This is a genomic window from Saccharococcus sp. Marseille-Q5394 (assembly GCF_946901335.1).
Taxonomy (GTDB): Bacteria; Bacillota; Bacilli; order Bacillales_A; family Planococcaceae; genus Sporosarcina; species Sporosarcina luteola_C.
This window is the reverse complement of the sequence record NZ_CAMPPQ010000002.1, coordinates 419,996-437,621: the sequence shown is the minus strand read 5'-3', so window position 1 is coordinate 437,621 and position 17,626 is coordinate 419,996. Positions and strand designations below refer to the sequence as shown.

General features: G+C 45.3%; 18 protein-coding genes, 5 tRNA genes and 1 riboswitch. Of the genes, 2 read left to right on the top strand and 21 right to left on the bottom strand.

Annotated features, from left to right (window positions below; all coding sequences use genetic code 11):
- Positions 1-51: 51 nt before the first annotated feature.
- From OC538_RS12685 to OC538_RS12650, 8 genes are all read right to left on the bottom strand, one after another.
- Positions 52-684: a zf-HC2 domain-containing protein gene (locus tag OC538_RS12685; protein WP_262175910.1), complete on the bottom strand. Its 633-nt coding sequence runs from the start codon at positions 682-684 to the stop codon at positions 52-54.
- Positions 685-697: 13 nt separating this feature from the next.
- Positions 698-1,261 (bottom strand): RNA polymerase sigma factor SigW, encoded by a 564-nt coding sequence (sigW, locus tag OC538_RS12680; RefSeq protein WP_262175906.1) that lies wholly within the window; start codon positions 1,259-1,261, stop codon positions 698-700.
- A 171-nt stretch (positions 1,262-1,432) separates the two neighbouring features.
- Positions 1,433-2,338 carry an arginase gene (gene rocF / locus OC538_RS12675; RefSeq protein WP_251695492.1) on the bottom strand — a complete coding sequence of 302 codons (906 nt, stop codon included), beginning with the start codon at positions 2,336-2,338 and terminating at the stop codon, positions 1,433-1,435.
- A 779-nt stretch (positions 2,339-3,117) separates the two neighbouring features.
- A tRNA-Gln gene (locus OC538_RS12670) sits at positions 3,118-3,192 on the bottom strand.
- A 43-nt stretch (positions 3,193-3,235) separates the two neighbouring features.
- Positions 3,236-3,320: transfer RNA gene (locus OC538_RS12665), tRNA-Tyr, on the bottom strand.
- 56 nt (positions 3,321-3,376) lie between these two features.
- A tRNA-Glu gene (locus OC538_RS12660) sits at positions 3,377-3,451 on the bottom strand.
- Positions 3,452-3,606: 155 nt separating this feature from the next.
- A tRNA-Thr gene (locus OC538_RS12655) sits at positions 3,607-3,682 on the bottom strand.
- Between the two features lie 7 nt (positions 3,683-3,689).
- Positions 3,690-3,764, bottom strand: a tRNA-Asn gene (locus OC538_RS12650).
- Positions 3,765-3,935: 171 nt separating this feature from the next.
- On the opposite strand from OC538_RS12650, the gene OC538_RS12645 reads away from it, so the two are divergent.
- Positions 3,936-4,601 (top strand): hypothetical protein, encoded by a 666-nt coding sequence (locus tag OC538_RS12645; RefSeq protein WP_251695493.1) that lies wholly within the window; start codon positions 3,936-3,938, stop codon positions 4,599-4,601.
- A 43-nt stretch (positions 4,602-4,644) separates the two neighbouring features.
- Here OC538_RS12645 and OC538_RS12640 read toward each other — a convergent pair whose 3' ends face one another.
- A complete protein-coding gene (locus OC538_RS12640) occupies positions 4,645-5,322 on the bottom strand; it encodes a KinB-signaling pathway activation protein (protein ID WP_262175901.1) in 678 nt (225 codons plus the stop codon).
- Positions 5,323-5,463: 141 nt separating this feature from the next.
- Here OC538_RS12640 and gerD point away from each other — a divergent pair, with 141 nt between their 5' ends.
- Positions 5,464-6,081: a spore germination lipoprotein GerD gene (gene gerD, locus OC538_RS12635; RefSeq protein WP_316044309.1), complete on the top strand. Its 618-nt coding sequence runs from the start codon at positions 5,464-5,466 to the stop codon at positions 6,079-6,081.
- 105 nt (positions 6,082-6,186) lie between these two features.
- On the opposite strand, the gene OC538_RS12630 is transcribed toward gerD, so the two are convergent.
- The 12 genes from OC538_RS12630 to OC538_RS12575 all read right to left on the bottom strand — a co-directional run bounded on the left by OC538_RS12630 (position 6,187) and on the right by OC538_RS12575 (position 17,561).
- Positions 6,187-7,245: an Mrp/NBP35 family ATP-binding protein gene (locus OC538_RS12630; RefSeq protein ID WP_251695495.1), complete on the bottom strand. Its 1,059-nt coding sequence runs from the start codon at positions 7,243-7,245 to the stop codon at positions 6,187-6,189.
- A gap of 78 nt (positions 7,246-7,323) precedes the next feature.
- Complete coding sequence (locus OC538_RS12625) at positions 7,324-8,037, bottom strand: N-acetylmuramoyl-L-alanine amidase (RefSeq protein WP_251695496.1); 714 nt, start codon at positions 8,035-8,037, stop codon at positions 7,324-7,326.
- 305 nt (positions 8,038-8,342) lie between these two features.
- On the bottom strand, positions 8,343-9,605 hold the full coding sequence (gene ltrA, locus OC538_RS12620; RefSeq protein WP_262175895.1) for a group II intron reverse transcriptase/maturase: 1,263 nt from the start codon (positions 9,603-9,605) through the stop codon (positions 8,343-8,345).
- A gap of 591 nt (positions 9,606-10,196) precedes the next feature.
- Positions 10,197-10,493 (bottom strand): rhodanese-like domain-containing protein, encoded by a 297-nt coding sequence (locus OC538_RS12615; protein WP_251695497.1) that lies wholly within the window; start codon positions 10,491-10,493, stop codon positions 10,197-10,199.
- An 81-nt stretch (positions 10,494-10,574) separates the two neighbouring features.
- Positions 10,575-11,789, bottom strand: a complete 1,215-nt coding sequence (locus tag OC538_RS12610; protein ID WP_251695498.1) for a NupC/NupG family nucleoside CNT transporter — start codon at positions 11,787-11,789, stop codon at positions 10,575-10,577.
- A 43-nt stretch (positions 11,790-11,832) separates the two neighbouring features.
- A complete protein-coding gene (locus OC538_RS12605) occupies positions 11,833-12,792 on the bottom strand; it encodes a nucleoside hydrolase (RefSeq protein ID WP_251695499.1) in 960 nt (319 codons plus the stop codon).
- A 179-nt stretch (positions 12,793-12,971) separates the two neighbouring features.
- Positions 12,972-13,073, bottom strand: a riboswitch (purine riboswitch).
- Between the two features lie 229 nt (positions 13,074-13,302).
- On the bottom strand, positions 13,303-13,695 hold the full coding sequence (rpsI, locus tag OC538_RS12600; protein WP_251627916.1) for a 30S ribosomal protein S9: 393 nt from the start codon (positions 13,693-13,695) through the stop codon (positions 13,303-13,305).
- Between the two features lie 19 nt (positions 13,696-13,714).
- Entirely contained in the window at positions 13,715-14,152 is a 438-nt protein-coding gene (gene rplM / locus OC538_RS12595) for a 50S ribosomal protein L13 (RefSeq protein WP_251695500.1), read from the bottom strand.
- A 173-nt stretch (positions 14,153-14,325) separates the two neighbouring features.
- On the bottom strand, positions 14,326-15,066 hold the full coding sequence (gene truA / locus OC538_RS12590) for a tRNA pseudouridine(38-40) synthase TruA (protein WP_262175885.1): 741 nt from the start codon (positions 15,064-15,066) through the stop codon (positions 14,326-14,328).
- Position 15,067: 1 nt separating this feature from the next.
- Entirely contained in the window at positions 15,068-15,871 is an 804-nt protein-coding gene (locus OC538_RS12585; protein WP_251695502.1) for an energy-coupling factor transporter transmembrane component T family protein, read from the bottom strand.
- Positions 15,871-16,740, bottom strand: a complete 870-nt coding sequence (locus OC538_RS12580) for an energy-coupling factor ABC transporter ATP-binding protein (protein ID WP_251695503.1) — start codon at positions 16,738-16,740, stop codon at positions 15,871-15,873. The genes OC538_RS12585 and OC538_RS12580 overlap by 1 nt, the downstream gene beginning before the upstream one ends.
- Entirely contained in the window at positions 16,716-17,561 is an 846-nt protein-coding gene (locus OC538_RS12575) for an energy-coupling factor ABC transporter ATP-binding protein (RefSeq protein WP_251695504.1), read from the bottom strand. Before OC538_RS12575 ends, OC538_RS12580 begins: the two co-directional genes overlap by 25 nt.
- Positions 17,562-17,626 lie beyond the last annotated feature (65 nt).

The window sequence follows — 17,626 nt, the reverse complement described above, 5'->3', positions numbered from 1 at the left end:
ATTTAAAAAACGACCGCGCTCCCCGTTTCCGGGAAGGCAGTCGCTGAAGTGCTATTCTTCCTGTTGCTCGCCATCCGAAGACGGGAAAATATCCTTCACGGTAGACTTGATTTTATACCATAGCCAGTCGAAGGCCTGATCAATTTCTTCACTCTTCCCTGTAACGACTGCTGTCGAAGCCATATATTTGGATCCATGGATAACTGTCACATTCCCATCCACTTCCCCTTCAATCCGGAGATTTCCATTTTTAACGACAATATCGCCTTTCACGACTTCGCCGGCGGGAACTATTACCGTTTCCCCTTCGACGATAAGATTCGGCTGTTTCGTGAAGGAGAACTGCTGATTGTTGCTATAGCTAGAAAAGAGCGTAGCGCTCATTAGTAGTAAAAATAGTGCGGCCGCAGCCACGAGCGGGTGCCTGCGTAATAGGCGCTGAAAGCCTGCTTGCGATTTCTCTTTTGGGAGACGTTCCATGACGCCTGAGACAAATCCTTCCGGTGCTTGAATTGGAGCTGTATCCTTCAGGAATAAAGCCGACATTTTCAGTTCATCCATCATTTCCCTGCAAAGATCACATTCATCCAAATGCTTATGCAGCACCTGCTCTTCTTCACGGCTAATGTCTCCGTCTAAATACGCGTGCATTAAATGAATCACTGGTTCCTGACACGTATTCATACTTTATTCCCTCCTACATAGTACCCATCTGCTTCCGTAATGCTTCCCGTCCACGGTGAACCCGGGTCTTCACGGTTCCAAGTGGTAACTCTAAAATATCACTGATGTCCTGCAACGGCAATTCTTCCATATAACGCAGAATAATGACAGTGCGGTATTTCTCCGGCAGCCGTCCAATCTCATATTGGACACGTTCCTGCGCTTCCATACGCTCCACTTCTTCCTCCGGCAAATCGCCGGACGCTGCAATCTGCGAGTACATGTTCAGGCCGTCCGTTCCCGGCACTGTCGCATCAAGATAATAATCCGGCTTCTTTTTGCGGATCCTATCGATGCATAAATTTGTTGCAATCCGAAATAACCAAGTGGAAAACTTCCGTTTCTGATCGTACGTATGGATATTCACATAGGCACGTACAAAAGCTTCCTGGGCTATATCTTCCGCTTCCTGGGGATTGCCGAGCATTCGATAACAAACATGATACAGCCGATGTTGAAACATGGTGACTATTTCCTCGAATGCATCTTGATCGCCTTTGATCACTTGATTTATTCTTTTATTGACCAATTCATCCAATGACTTTCATCCTCCGCTCTATGCGGCTGTTCCTTCTATACGTTTGAAGGGTCCAACTGGTTTCATTTTTACTCCATGTTTTTTATTTTACCAAAGATTGATAACTATTTCCGTTCTTTTAGGAAAATTATTACTTAAAAACCGCCTGGATGAAAACCCAGGCGGCCATTCTTAGAGTAATTTCTCCCCTAACAAAGATCCCATCAATCCGACCGCGACATCCGCGGTTTTGTTTCTCTCATCGAGTATTGGATTTACTTCGACAAATTCAGCTGATGTGATTATGCCCGCATCCTCAAGCATTTCCATTGCGAGATGGCTTTCACGATAGCTTATTCCGCCCGCCACCGGTGTCCCCACTCCAGGAGTGTAAAGCGGATCAAGGCCATCCAAATCCAATGATAGGTGAACCCCGTCAACGTTCTTTTCCTGCAAATAAGCAATCGCTTCTTTCATGACCGTAGTCATGCCATCCCGGTCAATTTCATGCATCGTGAACACTTTAATACCTAGATCCCTAATGAGATTACGCTCTCCGGGATCGACTGAACGTGCACCGATGATGACAATATTTTCGGGCTTCACTTTCTGCCCTTCTTGATAAATATTCACTAATCTCTCGTGGCCACGCCCCATAAGGACCGCAAGCGGCATCCCATGGATATTGCCTGATGGTGACGTTTCAATCGTATTCATGTCAACATGTGCGTCATACCAGATGACGCCTAAGTTTTTATATTTTGATGTTAAACCTGCAATTGTTCCGATGGCAATACTATGATCGCCTCCGAGTACAAGAGGAAAGTTCCCTTTCTCTACGACTTTAGCTACTCGGTTCGCAAGTTCACCAGTCGCTTGAACAACTTCCTCCAAGTTTTTTAATTTCGCAACTTCCTGATCTTTACGTTCAACTGCACTTACTTGGACATCTCCCTCATCCTTAAGCGTATGCCCGATCGTTTCCAATCTGTTTACCACACCGGCATAACGGATGGCGCTCGGGCCCATGTCCACGCCTCTACGGCTTTGTCCGTAATCTAGTGGAACCCCTATTAATGATATATTCATTTTTTTCATATTTGTCAGCCCCCCATCCATATTGTAATTCGTCACATGGAATGGCTCAACCTAACAAGTTTTTGGATATTTATTCATTTTCTACAGATTTCAAAAACATGAGTTCACAATCTACTGGAGATAAAGGCTTGTATCATTTGATAATAGTTATCCATATAACATCCATCAACTGTTCATCTGATAAATAGCTGCAATATTGCCCATGAGGAACATCCGATGTCATGATGAGCATGCAAATACGCATAAAGTCGTCCAAAACCGCATAAAACGCTCCAAATGCTCATATCTTATATGAGAAACGCATATATCTCCACAAAAGCTCATAAATGGATTCAGATACGCATATACGCTCACAAATTCTTTTAAATGTGTAAAAGCACACGTTTAACTAATTCTCGGCCTGTACAATTCTTACGGACACCTTCTCTATTCAATAGCATCAAGTCATTCGCTTTTTATACTTTAGTTAATTTGCCTACTATATAATACCTTTCCATGATACTCGTTACCACTACAGAGACGGGATAAGCTCTATGAATATTTTAAGAAAATGTTGAGGTGGGAGATTTTTGGCAATAAAAAAAATCCTATCTATTGATGGATTTGTGTGGGTGTTTTATGGGGTTTGTGTTTTACTGGTAGTATTTTTTATGCATTATATTAAAACAGTTTGCTCGCAATACTTTGAAATTGGAATGCTCTAGTATTAAAACCTTGTGCTCCTAATTCCTTTCGGAATTACTCGCAAATCATTTTTTTCGTGGAGCGAAAAAAATGATTGGCTGGGGTAGCTGGATTCGAACCAACGAATGACGGAGTCAAAGTCCGTTGCCTTACCGCTTGGCTATACCCCAATGATATATCGTGATAAGCTGCTTCCCAGATTGTATGTATAGATGGTGGTGGGGGACGGATTCGAACCGCCGAACCCTGAGGGAGCGGATTTACAGTCCGCCGCGTTTAGCCACTTCGCTACCCCACCAGGTTAAAATATAATAAGCTGAGCATCTATTTGCCAGCTTTCCTAATAATAAAAAATGGTGACCCCTACGGGATTCGAACCCGTGTTACCGCCGTGAAAGGGCGGTGTCTTAACCGCTTGACCAAGGGGCCATACTATAATAATAAATTTCTCAGTGATTAGCACAAATGCTATAGTACCAAATTTATAGTCGTAATGCAAGCCTATTTTTATAATCTTGCACTCAGACAGCAGGCGGACATAAAAAAAAGTTCTTGCCTATGAAACAAAATTCTCAAGTTTCATCTGGAGCTTCCAACCGGATTCGAACCGGTGACCTCTTCCTTACCATGGAAGCACTCTACCTACTGAGCTATGGAAGCATAAATATGGCTCCGCAGGTAGGACTCGAACCTACGACCGATCGGTTAACAGCCGATTGCTCTACCACTGAGCTACTGCGGAATCGTAATTAATTTTTCCAACGACACTATTTAGTTTAGCTGACCGCCGGGGAAAAATCAACTTTAATTTCATTACCCCGTAACGACTTTCTTATATTAGCATGTTCCAATCATATCGGTCAAGCCTTTATCATAAAGTACCCTATAGATTTCGTTTCAAAGGGGATGTAACTTGAGAGCTAAACTAATTCTTTTACTTTTCGTATGCTGCGCTGCCGCATTGTTTTTCCCAAGCATGCCCGGATCGGATTCGTTGAAGTCTGTTTTCCGTTTGACGGACGAGCCGAATGAAGTCATCGTCAGAGGAATGTCGGGATCCGCGCTGACCATTAATATATCATTCGGAGATGAGGAAGTGGAGCAGCTGATCCGTGAATTACAGGCTCCCTATCCTTTGCTCCTTCTTGACATGGATTGGGCCGGGCGCTTTCCTGAAATCGTGCAATTGATCAAGAAACGCAATATCCCTACCGGTTTATTGGGACATGCCGGGATGGAGTATGAACAGAATACACCTCTTCTGATTGAACAGCTGGAGACATATGAGAAGCTTTTCGGTGCCAAACCGTTATGGTTCAGAACGTCAGATGAGCAGTTCCCTTATTCACTACGGACCGCACTTTGGGACACCGAAGTGAACGCCCTTGGTTCATCAGTCCGCTGGCATACGGGAGAGCCGCCGCCGGTCATCGAAGGGGAAATCATTTCGCTGCCGCATTATCGCGAGGAACGGATTACGTTAGCCGACTTCAAAAAGCTGACTGAAACGCGCCAGAACAAATCATTGGAGGATGTCCTATTCAATATGTCCATCAAAACAAAAAAAATGCCGAAATAACAAAAGCGCAGTTCCCCATTCAAGTGAGGAACTGCGCTTTTCATCATTTCGCTTTTGCCGTTTTTGCCGTTTTACGCGCTTGTTTACGTGCGTCAAGTCTCGCTTTATCCTCATCGGATTGACGGTTATACTTCGGCAGCATAAGAAGCTGGTAGGCATTTACCGCGAGAAGTGGGAATAATAAAATTGTCACCCATGAATCAATATTGCCCGACCGGACCATCAAAGCTGGCAGCCATTCAAGTGTCGTAATGACAATCATGAAAAACAATGCTGAAATGAGTGTGTGCTTTTTTGTCCATTTCGCTTTAAAATACGCTGTGACGATGGACACTGCAAGTAAGGAAAACAGCAATGTCAAATAGAGTACCGTCCGCCCTGTTTCCCCTGCCGTTAATTTAAATCTGAAAAACACGAGGTCAAAGATGACAACCGCGATGATCAGCAGCTGCACCCAGTTCCATAATGTCAATGTCTTAAATAAGTTCACGCCGAATTGATGCACAGTTAAATAGGCGAAAAAACCCATTTGTGCAACGACACTCATAGTGAACCCGAGAAAGATCATCCATAATAAAGCGCTAAGAAACTCTATATATTCTCCGGCAGATAAATATTGTGAAAAGAATTCCCAACGGACGATCAATCCTAGGATGCCCGTGACAACTCCTCCAATTATCAATGCAGTAAAAAAGAATTTAACCCAATTTCGTATGGTCACGATACTGTTCCCCCATTTTAATTGCTCTCAATAGTGTATCAACGTTTTGCCAAAAAATCTATTTCCTTGAATGACTAATGCATATTCCTCTTCATATTGTGAACAATAATTGAAAATGCAATCGGAAGGGAAATTGATCTCATGATGAAAAAATGGGTTCATTTACTTGTACTGGCCATACTCTTATCGGGCTGCAGCATGCAACAGCAAGGACCGAACTACGATGAAATGAAGAAGATGATGACGGATGCCTTGCAGACGGATGATGGAAAAAAAGCTGTCCGGAAAATGCTTTCCGACCCCGAGTTCAGGGAATTGATGGTGCTGGAGCAGCCGGAAGTGAAGAAATCCATCGAGGATACGTTATTGTCCAAAAAAGGCGAGGATTTTTGGAAGCAAGCATTTGAAGACCCGAAATTTACCGAAAAAATTGCAAAAAGCATGAAAGATCAGCAGCAGGATATCATGTCGAAGTTAATTAACGACTCTTCTTTTCAAAAAGAAATGGTGGAGTTTTTCGGCCAGCCAGATATGCAAAAGCAGATGGAAACCATATTGCAATCAACGGATATGAAAAAACAGATGGAGAAATCTATTGAGGAAACGATTAACAGTCCATTGCTCAAAGCAAAATGGCAGGAACTGATCCTTAAAGCTGGTGAAGTAGCGCCAACCGAGAAGGGCGGCGGCGGTGAATCCGGTGGCGGTGGCGGTGAGGGTGGCGGTGGTGAAGGTGGCGGCGGTGGCGGTGGAAAATGACGTCACTACCCGCACCCCTCAGTACATTTTAAACCTCCACGTCGGATTAAAAAACGAACAGTCAATGGGAGAGTGAGCTGAGCCCCATTGATTGTTCGTTTTCCTTTATTTATTTGTTTTGTCGATAACTGCCTTTGCAATTTCTGTGTATGTTTGACCAATCGGATGATGCTCCGCATAAACGGAAGGCGCGAAATCTGTTTCATTCCAATCGGGCTGCCCAAGTGGGATTTGACCTAAAAGCTCGGTGCGTAATTCCTCCGCCAACCGCGTGCCTCCCCCTTGTCCGAAGACATATTCCTTTTCGTTAGACAGCTTCGATTCAAACCATGCCATGTTTTCAATGACACCTAGTAACGTATGATCCGTTTGGAGCGCCATTGCACCTGCACGCGCTGCTACGAATGCAGCAGTTGGATGAGGCGTAGTAACAACAATTTCTTTGGAGGAAGGAATCATTTGATGGATATCAAGCGCAACGTCTCCTGTTCCAGGTGGCAAATCCAAGATGAGGTAATCCAAGGGACCCCAGTCCACATCCCGGAAGAACTGATCTAGCACTTTCCCGAGCATCGGTCCGCGCCATACGACCGGAGCGTTATCTTCTACAAAGAACCCCATGGAAATTACTTTCACGCCAAAACGCTCCACCGGAATAATTCGGTCTTCACGGATTACCGGCAATTCGGTAATGCCCATCATATCCGGCACACTGAATCCGTAAATATCCGCATCGATCAATCCGACCTTTTTCCCGAGACGAGCGAGCGCAACCGCCAAGTTCACGGAAACGGTCGACTTACCGACTCCGCCTTTCCCGGATGCAATCGAAATGAATTCAATATCATTTAACGGTGACAGCAGGTCCTGTGCTTCCGCCTCCGTCGCAGTGCCACGGAACTTTTCAAGCGTCTCGGGCGGAAGCTCCTCAAATCGGATTCCGACTGAATCCGCCCCGGCCGCCTTTATCACTTCAACCACTTTCGTCTGCAAGTTCATTTGCTCCGCCGTGTTGACTTTAGCGATGGCCAATTTTACACTGACATGCTTCTTCTCCGGTTTAACCGATATGCTGACAATTCCATCTGTTTCCGCAAGTGTTTTATGTAAAAACGGATCCTTCAACTCGCCTACAACATCACGGATAATTTGTTCGTTTATCAATATGGCCACCCCTTAGAGATTTATTCATTCTTCCCTAAGTATACCATATTGCCCCTTCTTCAAAGTCGGAATTTACTTTCATTGTTTTTCCGATAGTTGAAATTGAATAATTCCTTCCACAATCGCATCTGCCACTTTCCCCCGGTACGCAGGATCCATCAACAATGCCCGTTCTTCAGGATTGGAGATGAAGCCGGTTTCTATAAGTACTGAAGGCATTGGAACCTTTTTCAATAAATAAACCCCTTTAATCGCCATGGCTTCTCGCTCGGTGTTTTGTAGATTCGTTACGAAAGACCCTTGAATTGACTTGGCTAACAGCTCGCCTCCGGGATGTCCTTCCGCATGATAAAATACTTGAGAGCCCCGCCATCTTTGTTCTGGAATTGCATTCACGTGGACACTGAGGAAGATGTCGGGTTCCTCGTCGATAGCGATACTTTCACGCAGTTTCAAATCAGCCATCTTCCTTTGCCGAATCGTTCCAAACTTATCACTTGGTGCATGTTCCGCAATGGCGTCTCCTTCCTTCTCACGGGTCATGACAACCATTGCACCCTTCTTTTCAAGCCTTTTCTTCAACTCATGTGCAATGCTTAAGGTAATATCCCTCTCTACTACTTCTCCAACTGACGCTCCCCCATCCAATCCACCGTGCCCAGGATCAATGAGAATCTTCATTCCCCCAAGCTGTTCAGGCATGAAGAATCCTCTGTCCGAAGCATTCACACCGTACAGCACTACAAGAAGGGAACTCGCAAATAATAACCCGATGATAAGCCATCGTTTCAATCTCACACCGCCTTTTTCCTCCACTATACGCAGACTTTAGCGAAGATATGAATGCTTGTATTACATTTCAGATGAACAGCATGAATGGACCTTGAACACGAAAGAATAGACCCTTGCTGGAATGAATGGACCCTGAATGCGAAAGAATGGACCCTTGCTGGAATGAATGGACCCTGAATGCGAAAGAATGGACCCTGTCCATCTTTGAGCCCTCCTCACTTATAACGCATAATCGAGTAGGAGGGAGCGATTAACTCCCGACCTCTCACACCACCGTACGTACCGTTCGGTATACGGCGGTTCAACTAAGATTGTTGACGCAAAGCTTCGTAACGAGATATTAGACTTTTGAGCCCTAGGGAACTCCAATAGGAGTTCCCTAGGGTTCTGTGTAGTATAGGACTTTTAGAAATTCTCCAGTAGCTCTTGCGTGAATTTCCCCATTCATATGCCTTCCCTATCGGGATGCCTAAACCGATGAGTTTTCTCGTCTTTGTACTGGGTTTCTTCCAATCCTTCCACATACACATCCGGAGTCTTCTTTTAATCCAAGAATCGAACTTAACGAACACGCTTGGCGTGTCTGCCAAGGCGAAATATCCACTCCAGCCCATAAGGTATTGGTTGAGTTTGTTTATCCGATATTCCATGGAGTAGGGTTTCTTCCTTGAGGTGATTTCCCTGATTTTAATCTTCATCCGTCTCACACTTTCCTTGGCAATACGAACCTTCGGTTCCTTACCACTGGTGAAACTGAATCCAAGGAATTTCCTCTTCCACGGACGGTCAACTGCAGATTTAGTTAGATTCACCTTCAACTTAAGCTTTCCTTCAATAAAAGAGGTGATGGAGTTCATGACCCGATTCCCTGCTTTCTTTGTTTTCACATAGATATTGCAGTCATCAGCGTATCGGACAAATTTATGACCTCTTTTCTCTAATTCCTTATCCAGTTCGTCAAGGACTATGTTGGAGAGAAGGGGACTCAATGGTCCTCCTTGCGGAGTACCTTCTTCACTGTTTGTCACGAGACCATTAATCATGATACCCGATTTCAAGTATTTACGGATCAACTTAAGGAGACGCTTGTCTTTGATTCTTTTCGCAAGTGTCCCCATGAGCCTGTCATGGTTTACCTTGTCAAAGAATTTCTCCAGGTCCATATCGACAACCCAACGATTTCCTTCCTGTATATATCCTTTCGCTTTCCTCACTCCGTCATGGGCACTTCGATTTGGTCGAAATCCGTAACTATGGTCTGAAAACGTAGGGTCGTATAGGGAAGTTAACACTTGGGCTATCGCCTGTTGAATGAAGCGGTCTATCACGGTAGGGATACCTAATAGACGCACGCCTCCGTCAGGTTTCGGGATTTCGACCCTGCGGACAGGTTGCGGTTCATAGGTTCCCTGAAGGAGTTCCATTTTCATGGATTCCCAGTGTTCCAGGAAATGCTTCCGTAGGTTTTGTACAGGCATTTCATCCACACCGTGGCTTCCTTTATTGCGCTCCACCCGCTTTAGGGCAGAAAGCAAGTTTTCACGTGATAGTATTCGCTCCATCAACATGTGTTACGCCTCTTTCCGTGAACAACGGTTCTTCTTATGCCAGTCCTGCTCCACCATCCCGAAGTCCCCAGTGGGATTCACCACTTCCTCCTTCGGGCATGCCTTATCGGTTATCTGTGTTCTTCACAGGTTACTGAATGCCAAGATGTTGTTCTCTCTTAATTGTTCAGCCCTTCCCATTCTTCTCGAGTTCGAATGGTACTATGGCTTCTGCTGACTTCTGATTGTTCAGCTATCCATCACTGGATAGGTTACCAAGTGTACTTGGCGTTTCAATCAGACCTCCCCAGGTAAGAGCGTAGTCTTTCCCTCCACCTATCTGCTTCATCTACTACATACGACCTTCGGCAGAAAGGGCTTTGTTTTGTTTGGCAAACTCACCCAATCGTACATAGCCTTATATGAAGTTCGTGTTCCTCAGACCGGAGGTTTGCCGCCCGCTTCCTTCAGATTCCACGTCACCATGGACACCCTTGCGTTAGGCTAACCGCTACTTCTGCCTTCGCGGTTCGGGACTTGCACCCTATAGACTACGCCCATGCTGGGCACACCAACAAAAAAAGAGCCGATTCGGCTCTTTTTACACAATGCTTATTCAACGTCCCCTTGCCAGTCCAGCATGCCGCCGACCATATTGGTCACGTCATATCCTTTTGCCTCTAAGAACTCTGCTGCACGCCCACTGCGCCCGCCCGACCGGCAAATGAGCACATATGGTGCAGCCTTTTCGAGCTCTTCCAAACGCTCCGGAACTTCCCCTAATGGAATATGGATTGCACCTGGAATCATACCTTGTTCAACTTCATCTTCTTCCCGGACATCAATCATATTAACTGTTTCACCGTTTTCCAACTGCTTCTGGAGTTCAGTTGTAGTCATTTCCTTCATGCCGATTCCTCCTCTTGTTCATTCCCTTCATATTATAGGGGTGAGGGATCTTCAGTCCAATATTTTGAACTCCAGTGGAAATTAAATTAACATCCCCGCAATAGCTGCACTCGTGAGATTGGCTAGTGTCGCAGCGATGATTGCACGTAATCCCATCTCCGCGATGTCTTGTCTTCTTGAAGGGGCCATTCCACCTAAACCGCCAATTAACATAGCAAGCGCTGAAAGATTTGCGAAGCCGCATAGTGCAAAGCTGATCATCGCGACGCTCTTAGGTGACAGATTCGCTATTTCAGATGCAAAAGAAGTGTAGGCAACGAATTCGTTCAGTATGAATTTTTGTCCGATAAATGAACCGGCTTGCAATGCTTCCTCCCAAGGAACACCAATGAGGAAGGCGATTGGGAAGAAAAGATACCCTAATATTTTTTCAAGCGTTAACGATTCAAATCCAAAGAACCCGCCAATTGCTCCGGTGATTAGGTTAATCAAGTAAATGAGTGAGATAAACGCGATTAACATCGCACCTACACCAACCGCTATTTTCAATCCATCCATCGCCCCGCGTGAAGCCGCATCGATGACGTTTTTAGATTCTGTGTCTTTTACCATTTGAACATCTTCTGTTTCGTTCAACTGTACCGTTTGAGGAACGATGATTTTCGCAAATAATAATCCAGCCGGAGCACCCATGAAAGCTGCCGCCAACAAATATTCGATAGGAACCCCTAACATGGCGTAACCGCCTAACACGGCACCTGACACGCAGGCCAGGCCTCCTACCATTACCGCAAACAACTCTGATCTAGTCATTTTTTCAATATAAGGTTTGACGACTAATGGGGCTTCCGTCGGTCCGAGAAAAATATTGGCAGCAGCCGACATCGATTCGGTTTCACTCGTCTTGAGGGCCTTCGCCAAAAGGCCACCAAGGATTTTCGTCAAGAATTGCATAATTCCTAAATAATAAAGTACCGATACTAAGGAAGCAAAGAAAATGATAATGGGCAACACTTGAAATGCAAAGGTGAAGCCTGCACCTTCTGCCCCTAGTACTCCTCCAAATAAGAATTGAATTCCTTCATTGGAGGAGTCGATTACTTTTTGGACAATTCCAGAAATGTATTCCAAGATTTTTCTTCCGAACTCCCATTTTAACACCATAAATCCGAAAATAATTTGGATGGCCAAAGCCCCAAAAACAGTTCTCGGATTAATGGACTTTCTTGCTGTTGATAGGCACCATGCAATCGCTAATATCCCAATGATGCCGCCAATTCCCCAGATGTATTGCATAGTATCTCTCCTATCATATTAAAATCATGTTGATTAATCGTTTTTATTTGGAGTTTTCTCCACTCACCTGCTTTGCCAATTCCGTAATGTAATCGAAGAATGCGTCTCGATTCACATCATAAACAACATTTACTGGGCGTCCGTCAGGTGTTTCCACTGTCCGACCCTGACTTGGTCCATCCGGAATGACAATACTATTGACCGATTTTACTTTAACAAGATCTGTTTTTCCAAGAAATGCTGTTGTTAACACATCCCATAAATAGTACGTGGAATTTGTTTTAAAGTGGACGAGCGGCGGAACCATTGCATAACATTGACCGAGAAAGTCGACCCCGATATAGTTGCGTTCCCTTGCCCAACGTTCACGCACATCCAAAGTTAGTGGCACCTGGTTTGTACTTTCAAGCGCGACTAAATCTATTTCGATGTTTGTTTCCCATACGCGAGCCGCTGCTTCCGGATCCCAAAACACATTCCACTCAGCTGTACCATCATGTTCTGGCTCATGAACATTCCCATCTTCACGGAAAGTGCCACCCATGAAAACAAGTCTTTCGATTTTCTCTTCAATATCCGGCGCTACGTCCAATGCACGAGCGAGGTCAGTAAGTGGGCCTGTAAATAATAAAGTGGTCTTTTCTGAAGTATTCCGAATCGCATCGATCATATGAAGATGTGCCGGCTTCTCCGCCACGGGCGTAACAACTTTCCCAGATTCATTTAGAATTGGCAGTGCATCTACAAGAAATGCATGCATCCTCCAGTCTTTCGGAAAAGGATTTTTCCCGCGAGAGTTCGATTCTGCTACATCGAGGCTAACACCATTCCCGAAGCGGTCGATTATTTTCCGGCTTGCATAAACAGCCGGCTCTAAATAACAATCCGCCGGAATGACAGATACGCCTGTCAGTTCGACATTATCCATTCGAAGCAATAAGAATAAAGATATAAGGTCGTCGACTCCACCGTCGTGGTTGAAATAAATAGGTTTTTTCGTCATGCTGTCCCATCCTCTAGAATAAATATTTGTTTGAATCACTTTAGATTAGTCTCCCGTTATTAGCGGGAAGCTATTCATATGCTTCTTCCGGCAATTTCTTTTCTGGATGAAATACAAAAAACCAGATAGATTCTACCTATCCGGTTTACCGATTCACGAAAAACAATGGAACAAAAATGTTTCCAGTCAGTTTTTCATGTAGTCCGGTAGTTTACGGTTACCAGGTAGAAACGCTTGAGCCATATTCCCAAGCATATACATTTATTATTAAAATAAAATTATCACACAGTTTGTGAAGTTGTTTTTTCACTTTACATTTATAGCATAAAAACTGTAAGCCGGTCAACGAAAACACGAATGTTATTTTATTTTGATAAATCATTCTTCGTGTTTACACTTTCAAAGTAAAGAAGACTTCATAAAAGCAAACTACAAACTACATGATTCCAAAATCTCCAAACAAAAAACCCTTTCCTGAAAACTCGGGAAAGGGTTGTAAATATTCGTAGATTAACGTTTTGAGAACTGAGGTGCACGACGCGCGCCTTTAAGGCCGTATTTTTTACGTTCTTTCATGCGTGAGTCACGTGTAAGCAAACCAGCAGATTTCAAAGTACCGCGGAAGTCAGGGTCTACAGTAAGTAGAGCGCGTGCTACGCCGTGGCGGATTGCGCCTGCTTGACCTGTGTAACCGCCGCCGTGGACGTTTACATGGATGTCATAGCTGCCAAGTGTTTCAGTAGCTACAAGTGGTTGTTTGATCACTTCACGAAGTGTTTCGAATGGTACGTAGTCTTCTACGTCACGGTTGTTGACGACAATTTTGCCTTCACCAGGTACGAGACGTACACGAGCTACTGAGCTTTTACGACGGCCAGTGCCGATATATTGTACTTGTGCCAAAAGTGTTTCCTCCTCTTAATTATCCACGAAGCTCGTATGCTTCTGGTTTTTGTGCCGTATGTGGATGTTCCGGTCCAGCATAGACATGAAGTTTCTTGAATGTTTGACGACCAAGTGGGCCTTTTGGAAGCATCCCTTTAATCGCAAGTTCCAACATTTTAGTTGGATAGTTCGTACGCATTTCAAGCGCAGTACGTTGTTTAAGATTACCAGTATAGCCAGAGTGGCGATAGTAGATTTTATCTTTTAATTTATTCCCAGTCAAATGGATTTTCTCAGCGTTGATGATGATAACGTGATCGCCAGTGTCAACGTGTGGTGTGAACGTAGGTTTGTTTTTGCCGCGCAAAATTGATGCAACTTCAGAAGCTAGACGACCAAGCGTCTGTCCTTCAGCGTCGACAACGAGCCATTTACGCTCTACTTCGTGACCTTTAGCCATGAATGTTGTACGCATGTATTGTTTCCTCCTAAAAATATCAAATCTGTTCCGTTTTCTCTATCCCTAAACACAAATAAACTTTCCGGGGCTTATTGTGGGGTTATTGAAATACCATTTATCATCTTATATTGAATACGTTCATAAGTCAAGCGTTTTGTTAGAAAACGCCAGGAAAAGTTGACACGGGTCTAGTACGTGACATTCATCAAGTACAAACCGTGTGCTGGCGCCGTTTTGCCAGCCTTTTTCCGGTCCTTCGCCTCAAGGATTTCCTTCATGTCTTGCGGCTCGTTCCAACCGATGCCGACTGCAAAAAGCATACCGGCAATTGTCCGTACCATGTTGTACAGAAAACCGTCGCCTTCAATCGTCATGATCAGCTCTTCGCCCTGTTGTGCAACCGTCAATTCCCTGACTGTCCGCACTTTGTTCGACGTAGCAGTCTTTGACGAACAGAAACTCGTGAAATCATGCGTACCAATTAAATACTCGGCAGCCTCGCGCATCCTAGTGACATCCGGCCGCCACTTCCCCAAATGGACTGCATAATTGCGTTCAAAGGGACTCTGCACTTCACTGGACGACCATTTATACATATACGTTTTACCTGTTGCCGAATAGCGCGCATGGAAATCGTCATTTACAAATTCCGTTTTGACGATCCGTACGTCTTTAGGCAATAAAACATTCAGCGCCATTTGCCAGCGATCAAGCGGCAGCTCTAGTGGTGTGTCAAAATGGATTACTTGGCCCCATGCATGCACACCTGCGTCCGTTCTGCCACTTGCGACAGAGTGGATGGAACTGTCTTTGTGGAGCTTCACAAGCGCCTTGTCAATGACGGACTGCACTGTCCGCATATTCGGTTGGAACTGATATCCAGCGTAGTCTGTACCGTCATAAGCTACTGTGGCTTTAACACGTCTCATCTCAGTTCCCTCCTCTTAGCCAAATAAGAGCGGCGACTAAAAAGAGGAAGAGAATGATGACCACTGTATCACGCCATTGCCAATTCAATTGACGGTACCTCGTCCTGCCCTCTCCGCCGCGGTAGCCTCTCACTTCCATTGCGATTGCGAGGTCCTCCGCCCGTTTGAACGCGCTGACGAAAAGAGGGACAAGAAGAGGAACGACCGCCCGGATCCTTTCTTTGACAGTCCCGCTCGTCAAATCGGAACCACGTGCGAGCTGCGCTTTTAATATCTTATCGGTTTCATCCATCAATGTAGGGATGAAGCGAAGGGAAATCGACATCATTAATGCAAGCTCGTGGACAGGCAATTTAATACGCTTTAAAGGATTCAACAGCGTCTCCATTCCGTCCGTGATGGAAATGGGGGACGTTGTCAACGTTAATATGGTTGTCATCAAGACAAGCACGAGGAAGCGGATGGAAATGTAAATCCCCTGCCTGACGCCTTCTTCGTAAATTTTGAGGAACTTCCAATCGATCAGCAATGCACCTTCTTTAGTGAAAATGAAGTGCATGAGCAATGTGAATATGATTAGGAAGAGAATCGGCTTCAATCCGTTGAACAGGAAATAGAGCCGGATGCGCGCAATAGAAATGACGAGCAATGTGAAAGCCAATAGCAAAGCGTACGTCGCCGTATTGTTAGCTAGAAAGACCGCTACGATGAACAAGAAGACGAACAGCAGCTTCGATCTCGGATCCAGCCGATGGACGAATGAATTTCCCGGCACGTATCGGCCGAAAATCATCTTCTCCAACATTATCGCTCACCTTCTTCCTTCAGAGCTTCTGCAATTGTCTTAGCAAGCTGCTCTTCCGTCAGTGCCAGCGTTCCAAATCGCTTGCCAAATAGCTTCTCCACTTTATGCTGAAACGCCACAGAACGCGGCAAGCCGAGCCGGAAAGACTTTAGTCGGTCAACATCCCCGAACACTTCCTCAGGCGCTCCAGCCATAACAGAACGCCCCTCATGCATGACGAGGACCTGATCCGCGTATCTAGCGGCATCCTCCATGCTGTGAGTGACGAGGATGGTCGTCAAGCCTTCCTCTTTATGCAATTTGGTAAACAGCTCCATAATTTCTTTCCGTCCACGCGGATCGAGTCCGGCCGTCGGTTCGTCCAAAATGAGGACTGACGGCTTGAATGCAAGGACGCCGGCAATCGCCACACGTCGCATCTGTCCCCCCGATAAATCGAACGGCGACTTCTGTGCAACGTCTTCAGGCAATCCCAACAGTCGGATCAATTCATGGGCACGCTGCCTAGCCTCTTCTTCGGGGATCCCAAAATTCAGCGGACCGAACATGATATCCTTTTCCACTGTTTCCTCAAAGAGCTGATGTTCAGGAAATTGGAACACGATGCCGACGTGCCGACGGATCTTTTTCAGCTCTTTCGCCTTCGTGTCAGCGGTGATGCTAACATCTCCGACACGCACTACACCTTCAGTCGGTTTCAATAAACCGTTTAAATGGAGAAGCAACGTCGATTTGCCTGATCCTGTATGTCCGATGATCGCCGTGTACGATCCTGTCCGTATCGAAGCATTCACCTCGTAAAGGGCCCGTTTTTCAAAAGGCGTGCCTTTTGCATACGAATAGCCTACTTGTTGAAGTGAGATGTCCATAATTCATTCACCAACTCTTCTTCCGTCATATGTTCCCCTTGTATCCCGACTCCTGCCTGGCGCAACGAACGCGATAGTCTTGCAGCGAAAGGCAAATCCAACCCAATTGACTCCAGCTTATCCCCATGAGCAAAAATCTCCTCAGGCTTGCCTGTCAACAACAACTTCCCATCATTCATTACTATGACCCTATCAGCCAATAGCACTTCTTCCAGATCATGTGTAATGGAAATGACCGTGAGCCCCGTTGCCCGCTTAAGTTCATCGACGACTTGGATCACCTCATCTCGCCCTTGCGGATCAAGCATCGAAGTCGCCTCGTCCAATATAAGCAGTCTAGGGCGCATCGCAAGTGCCCCCGCAATTGCCACACGCTGTTTTTGTCCGCCGGATAGATGATGAGGCTCATGATCCAGAAATCCTTCCATGTTCACTTGAGCAAGCGATTCGTGGACACGTGGTACCATTTCCTCGAAAGGGATGCCATTGTTCTCCAAAGCGAATGCAACATCGTCCTGAACAGTCGAGCCGACGAACTGATTATCCGGATTTTGAAAGACGATTCCGATGTCCGAACGGATTTCCCATAAGTTGTCCGCGTTCAGCTCCTCCAGGAAGACTTTCACTTTACCTTCCTCTGGAAACAAAAGACCGATCATCAGCTTCGCCAACGTCGATTTTCCTGAGCCATTATGACCGACGATAGCAATCCATTCACCGTCATTCACGGTGAAATTGACATCGTCAACCGCTCTCCGCGTTACGCCATCTTCCGACTCGTATGAATAGGACACGTGATCCAACGACAAAATTTCCTTCACATATGTCACCTCCGGGTTTTACTGATTATGTATGAAACAACTGAATTCTACAATTTTTTCTCTGA

Bases quoted from the DNA above. Each gene is read 5' to 3' on its own strand.
- ltrA (WP_262175895.1), bottom strand. From the start codon at position 9,605: ATGTTGATGGAGCGAATACTATCACGTGAAAACTTGCTTTCTGCCCTA.
- OC538_RS12610 (WP_251695498.1), bottom strand. From the start codon at position 11,789: ATGCAATACATCTGGGGAATTGGCGGCATCATTGGGATATTAGCGATT.
- OC538_RS12580 (WP_251695503.1), bottom strand. From the start codon at position 16,740: ATGGACATCTCACTTCAACAAGTAGGCTATTCGTATGCAAAAGGCACG.
- OC538_RS12615 (WP_251695497.1), bottom strand. From the start codon at position 10,493: ATGAAGGAAATGACTACAACTGAACTCCAGAAGCAGTTGGAAAACGGT.
- OC538_RS12605 (WP_251695499.1), bottom strand. From the start codon at position 12,792: ATGACGAAAAAACCTATTTATTTCAACCACGACGGTGGAGTCGACGAC.
- truA (WP_262175885.1), bottom strand. From the start codon at position 15,066: ATGAGACGTGTTAAAGCCACAGTAGCTTATGACGGTACAGACTACGCT.
- rocF (WP_251695492.1), bottom strand. From the start codon at position 2,338: ATGAAAAAAATGAATATATCATTAATAGGGGTTCCACTAGATTACGGA.
- rplM (WP_251695500.1), bottom strand. From the start codon at position 14,152: ATGCGTACAACATTCATGGCTAAAGGTCACGAAGTAGAGCGTAAATGG.
- gerD (WP_316044309.1), top strand. From the start codon at position 5,464: ATGATGAAAAAATGGGTTCATTTACTTGTACTGGCCATACTCTTATCG.
- OC538_RS12685 (WP_262175910.1), bottom strand. From the start codon at position 684: ATGAATACGTGTCAGGAACCAGTGATTCATTTAATGCACGCGTATTTA.
- OC538_RS12585 (WP_251695502.1), bottom strand. From the start codon at position 15,871: ATGTTGGAGAAGATGATTTTCGGCCGATACGTGCCGGGAAATTCATTC.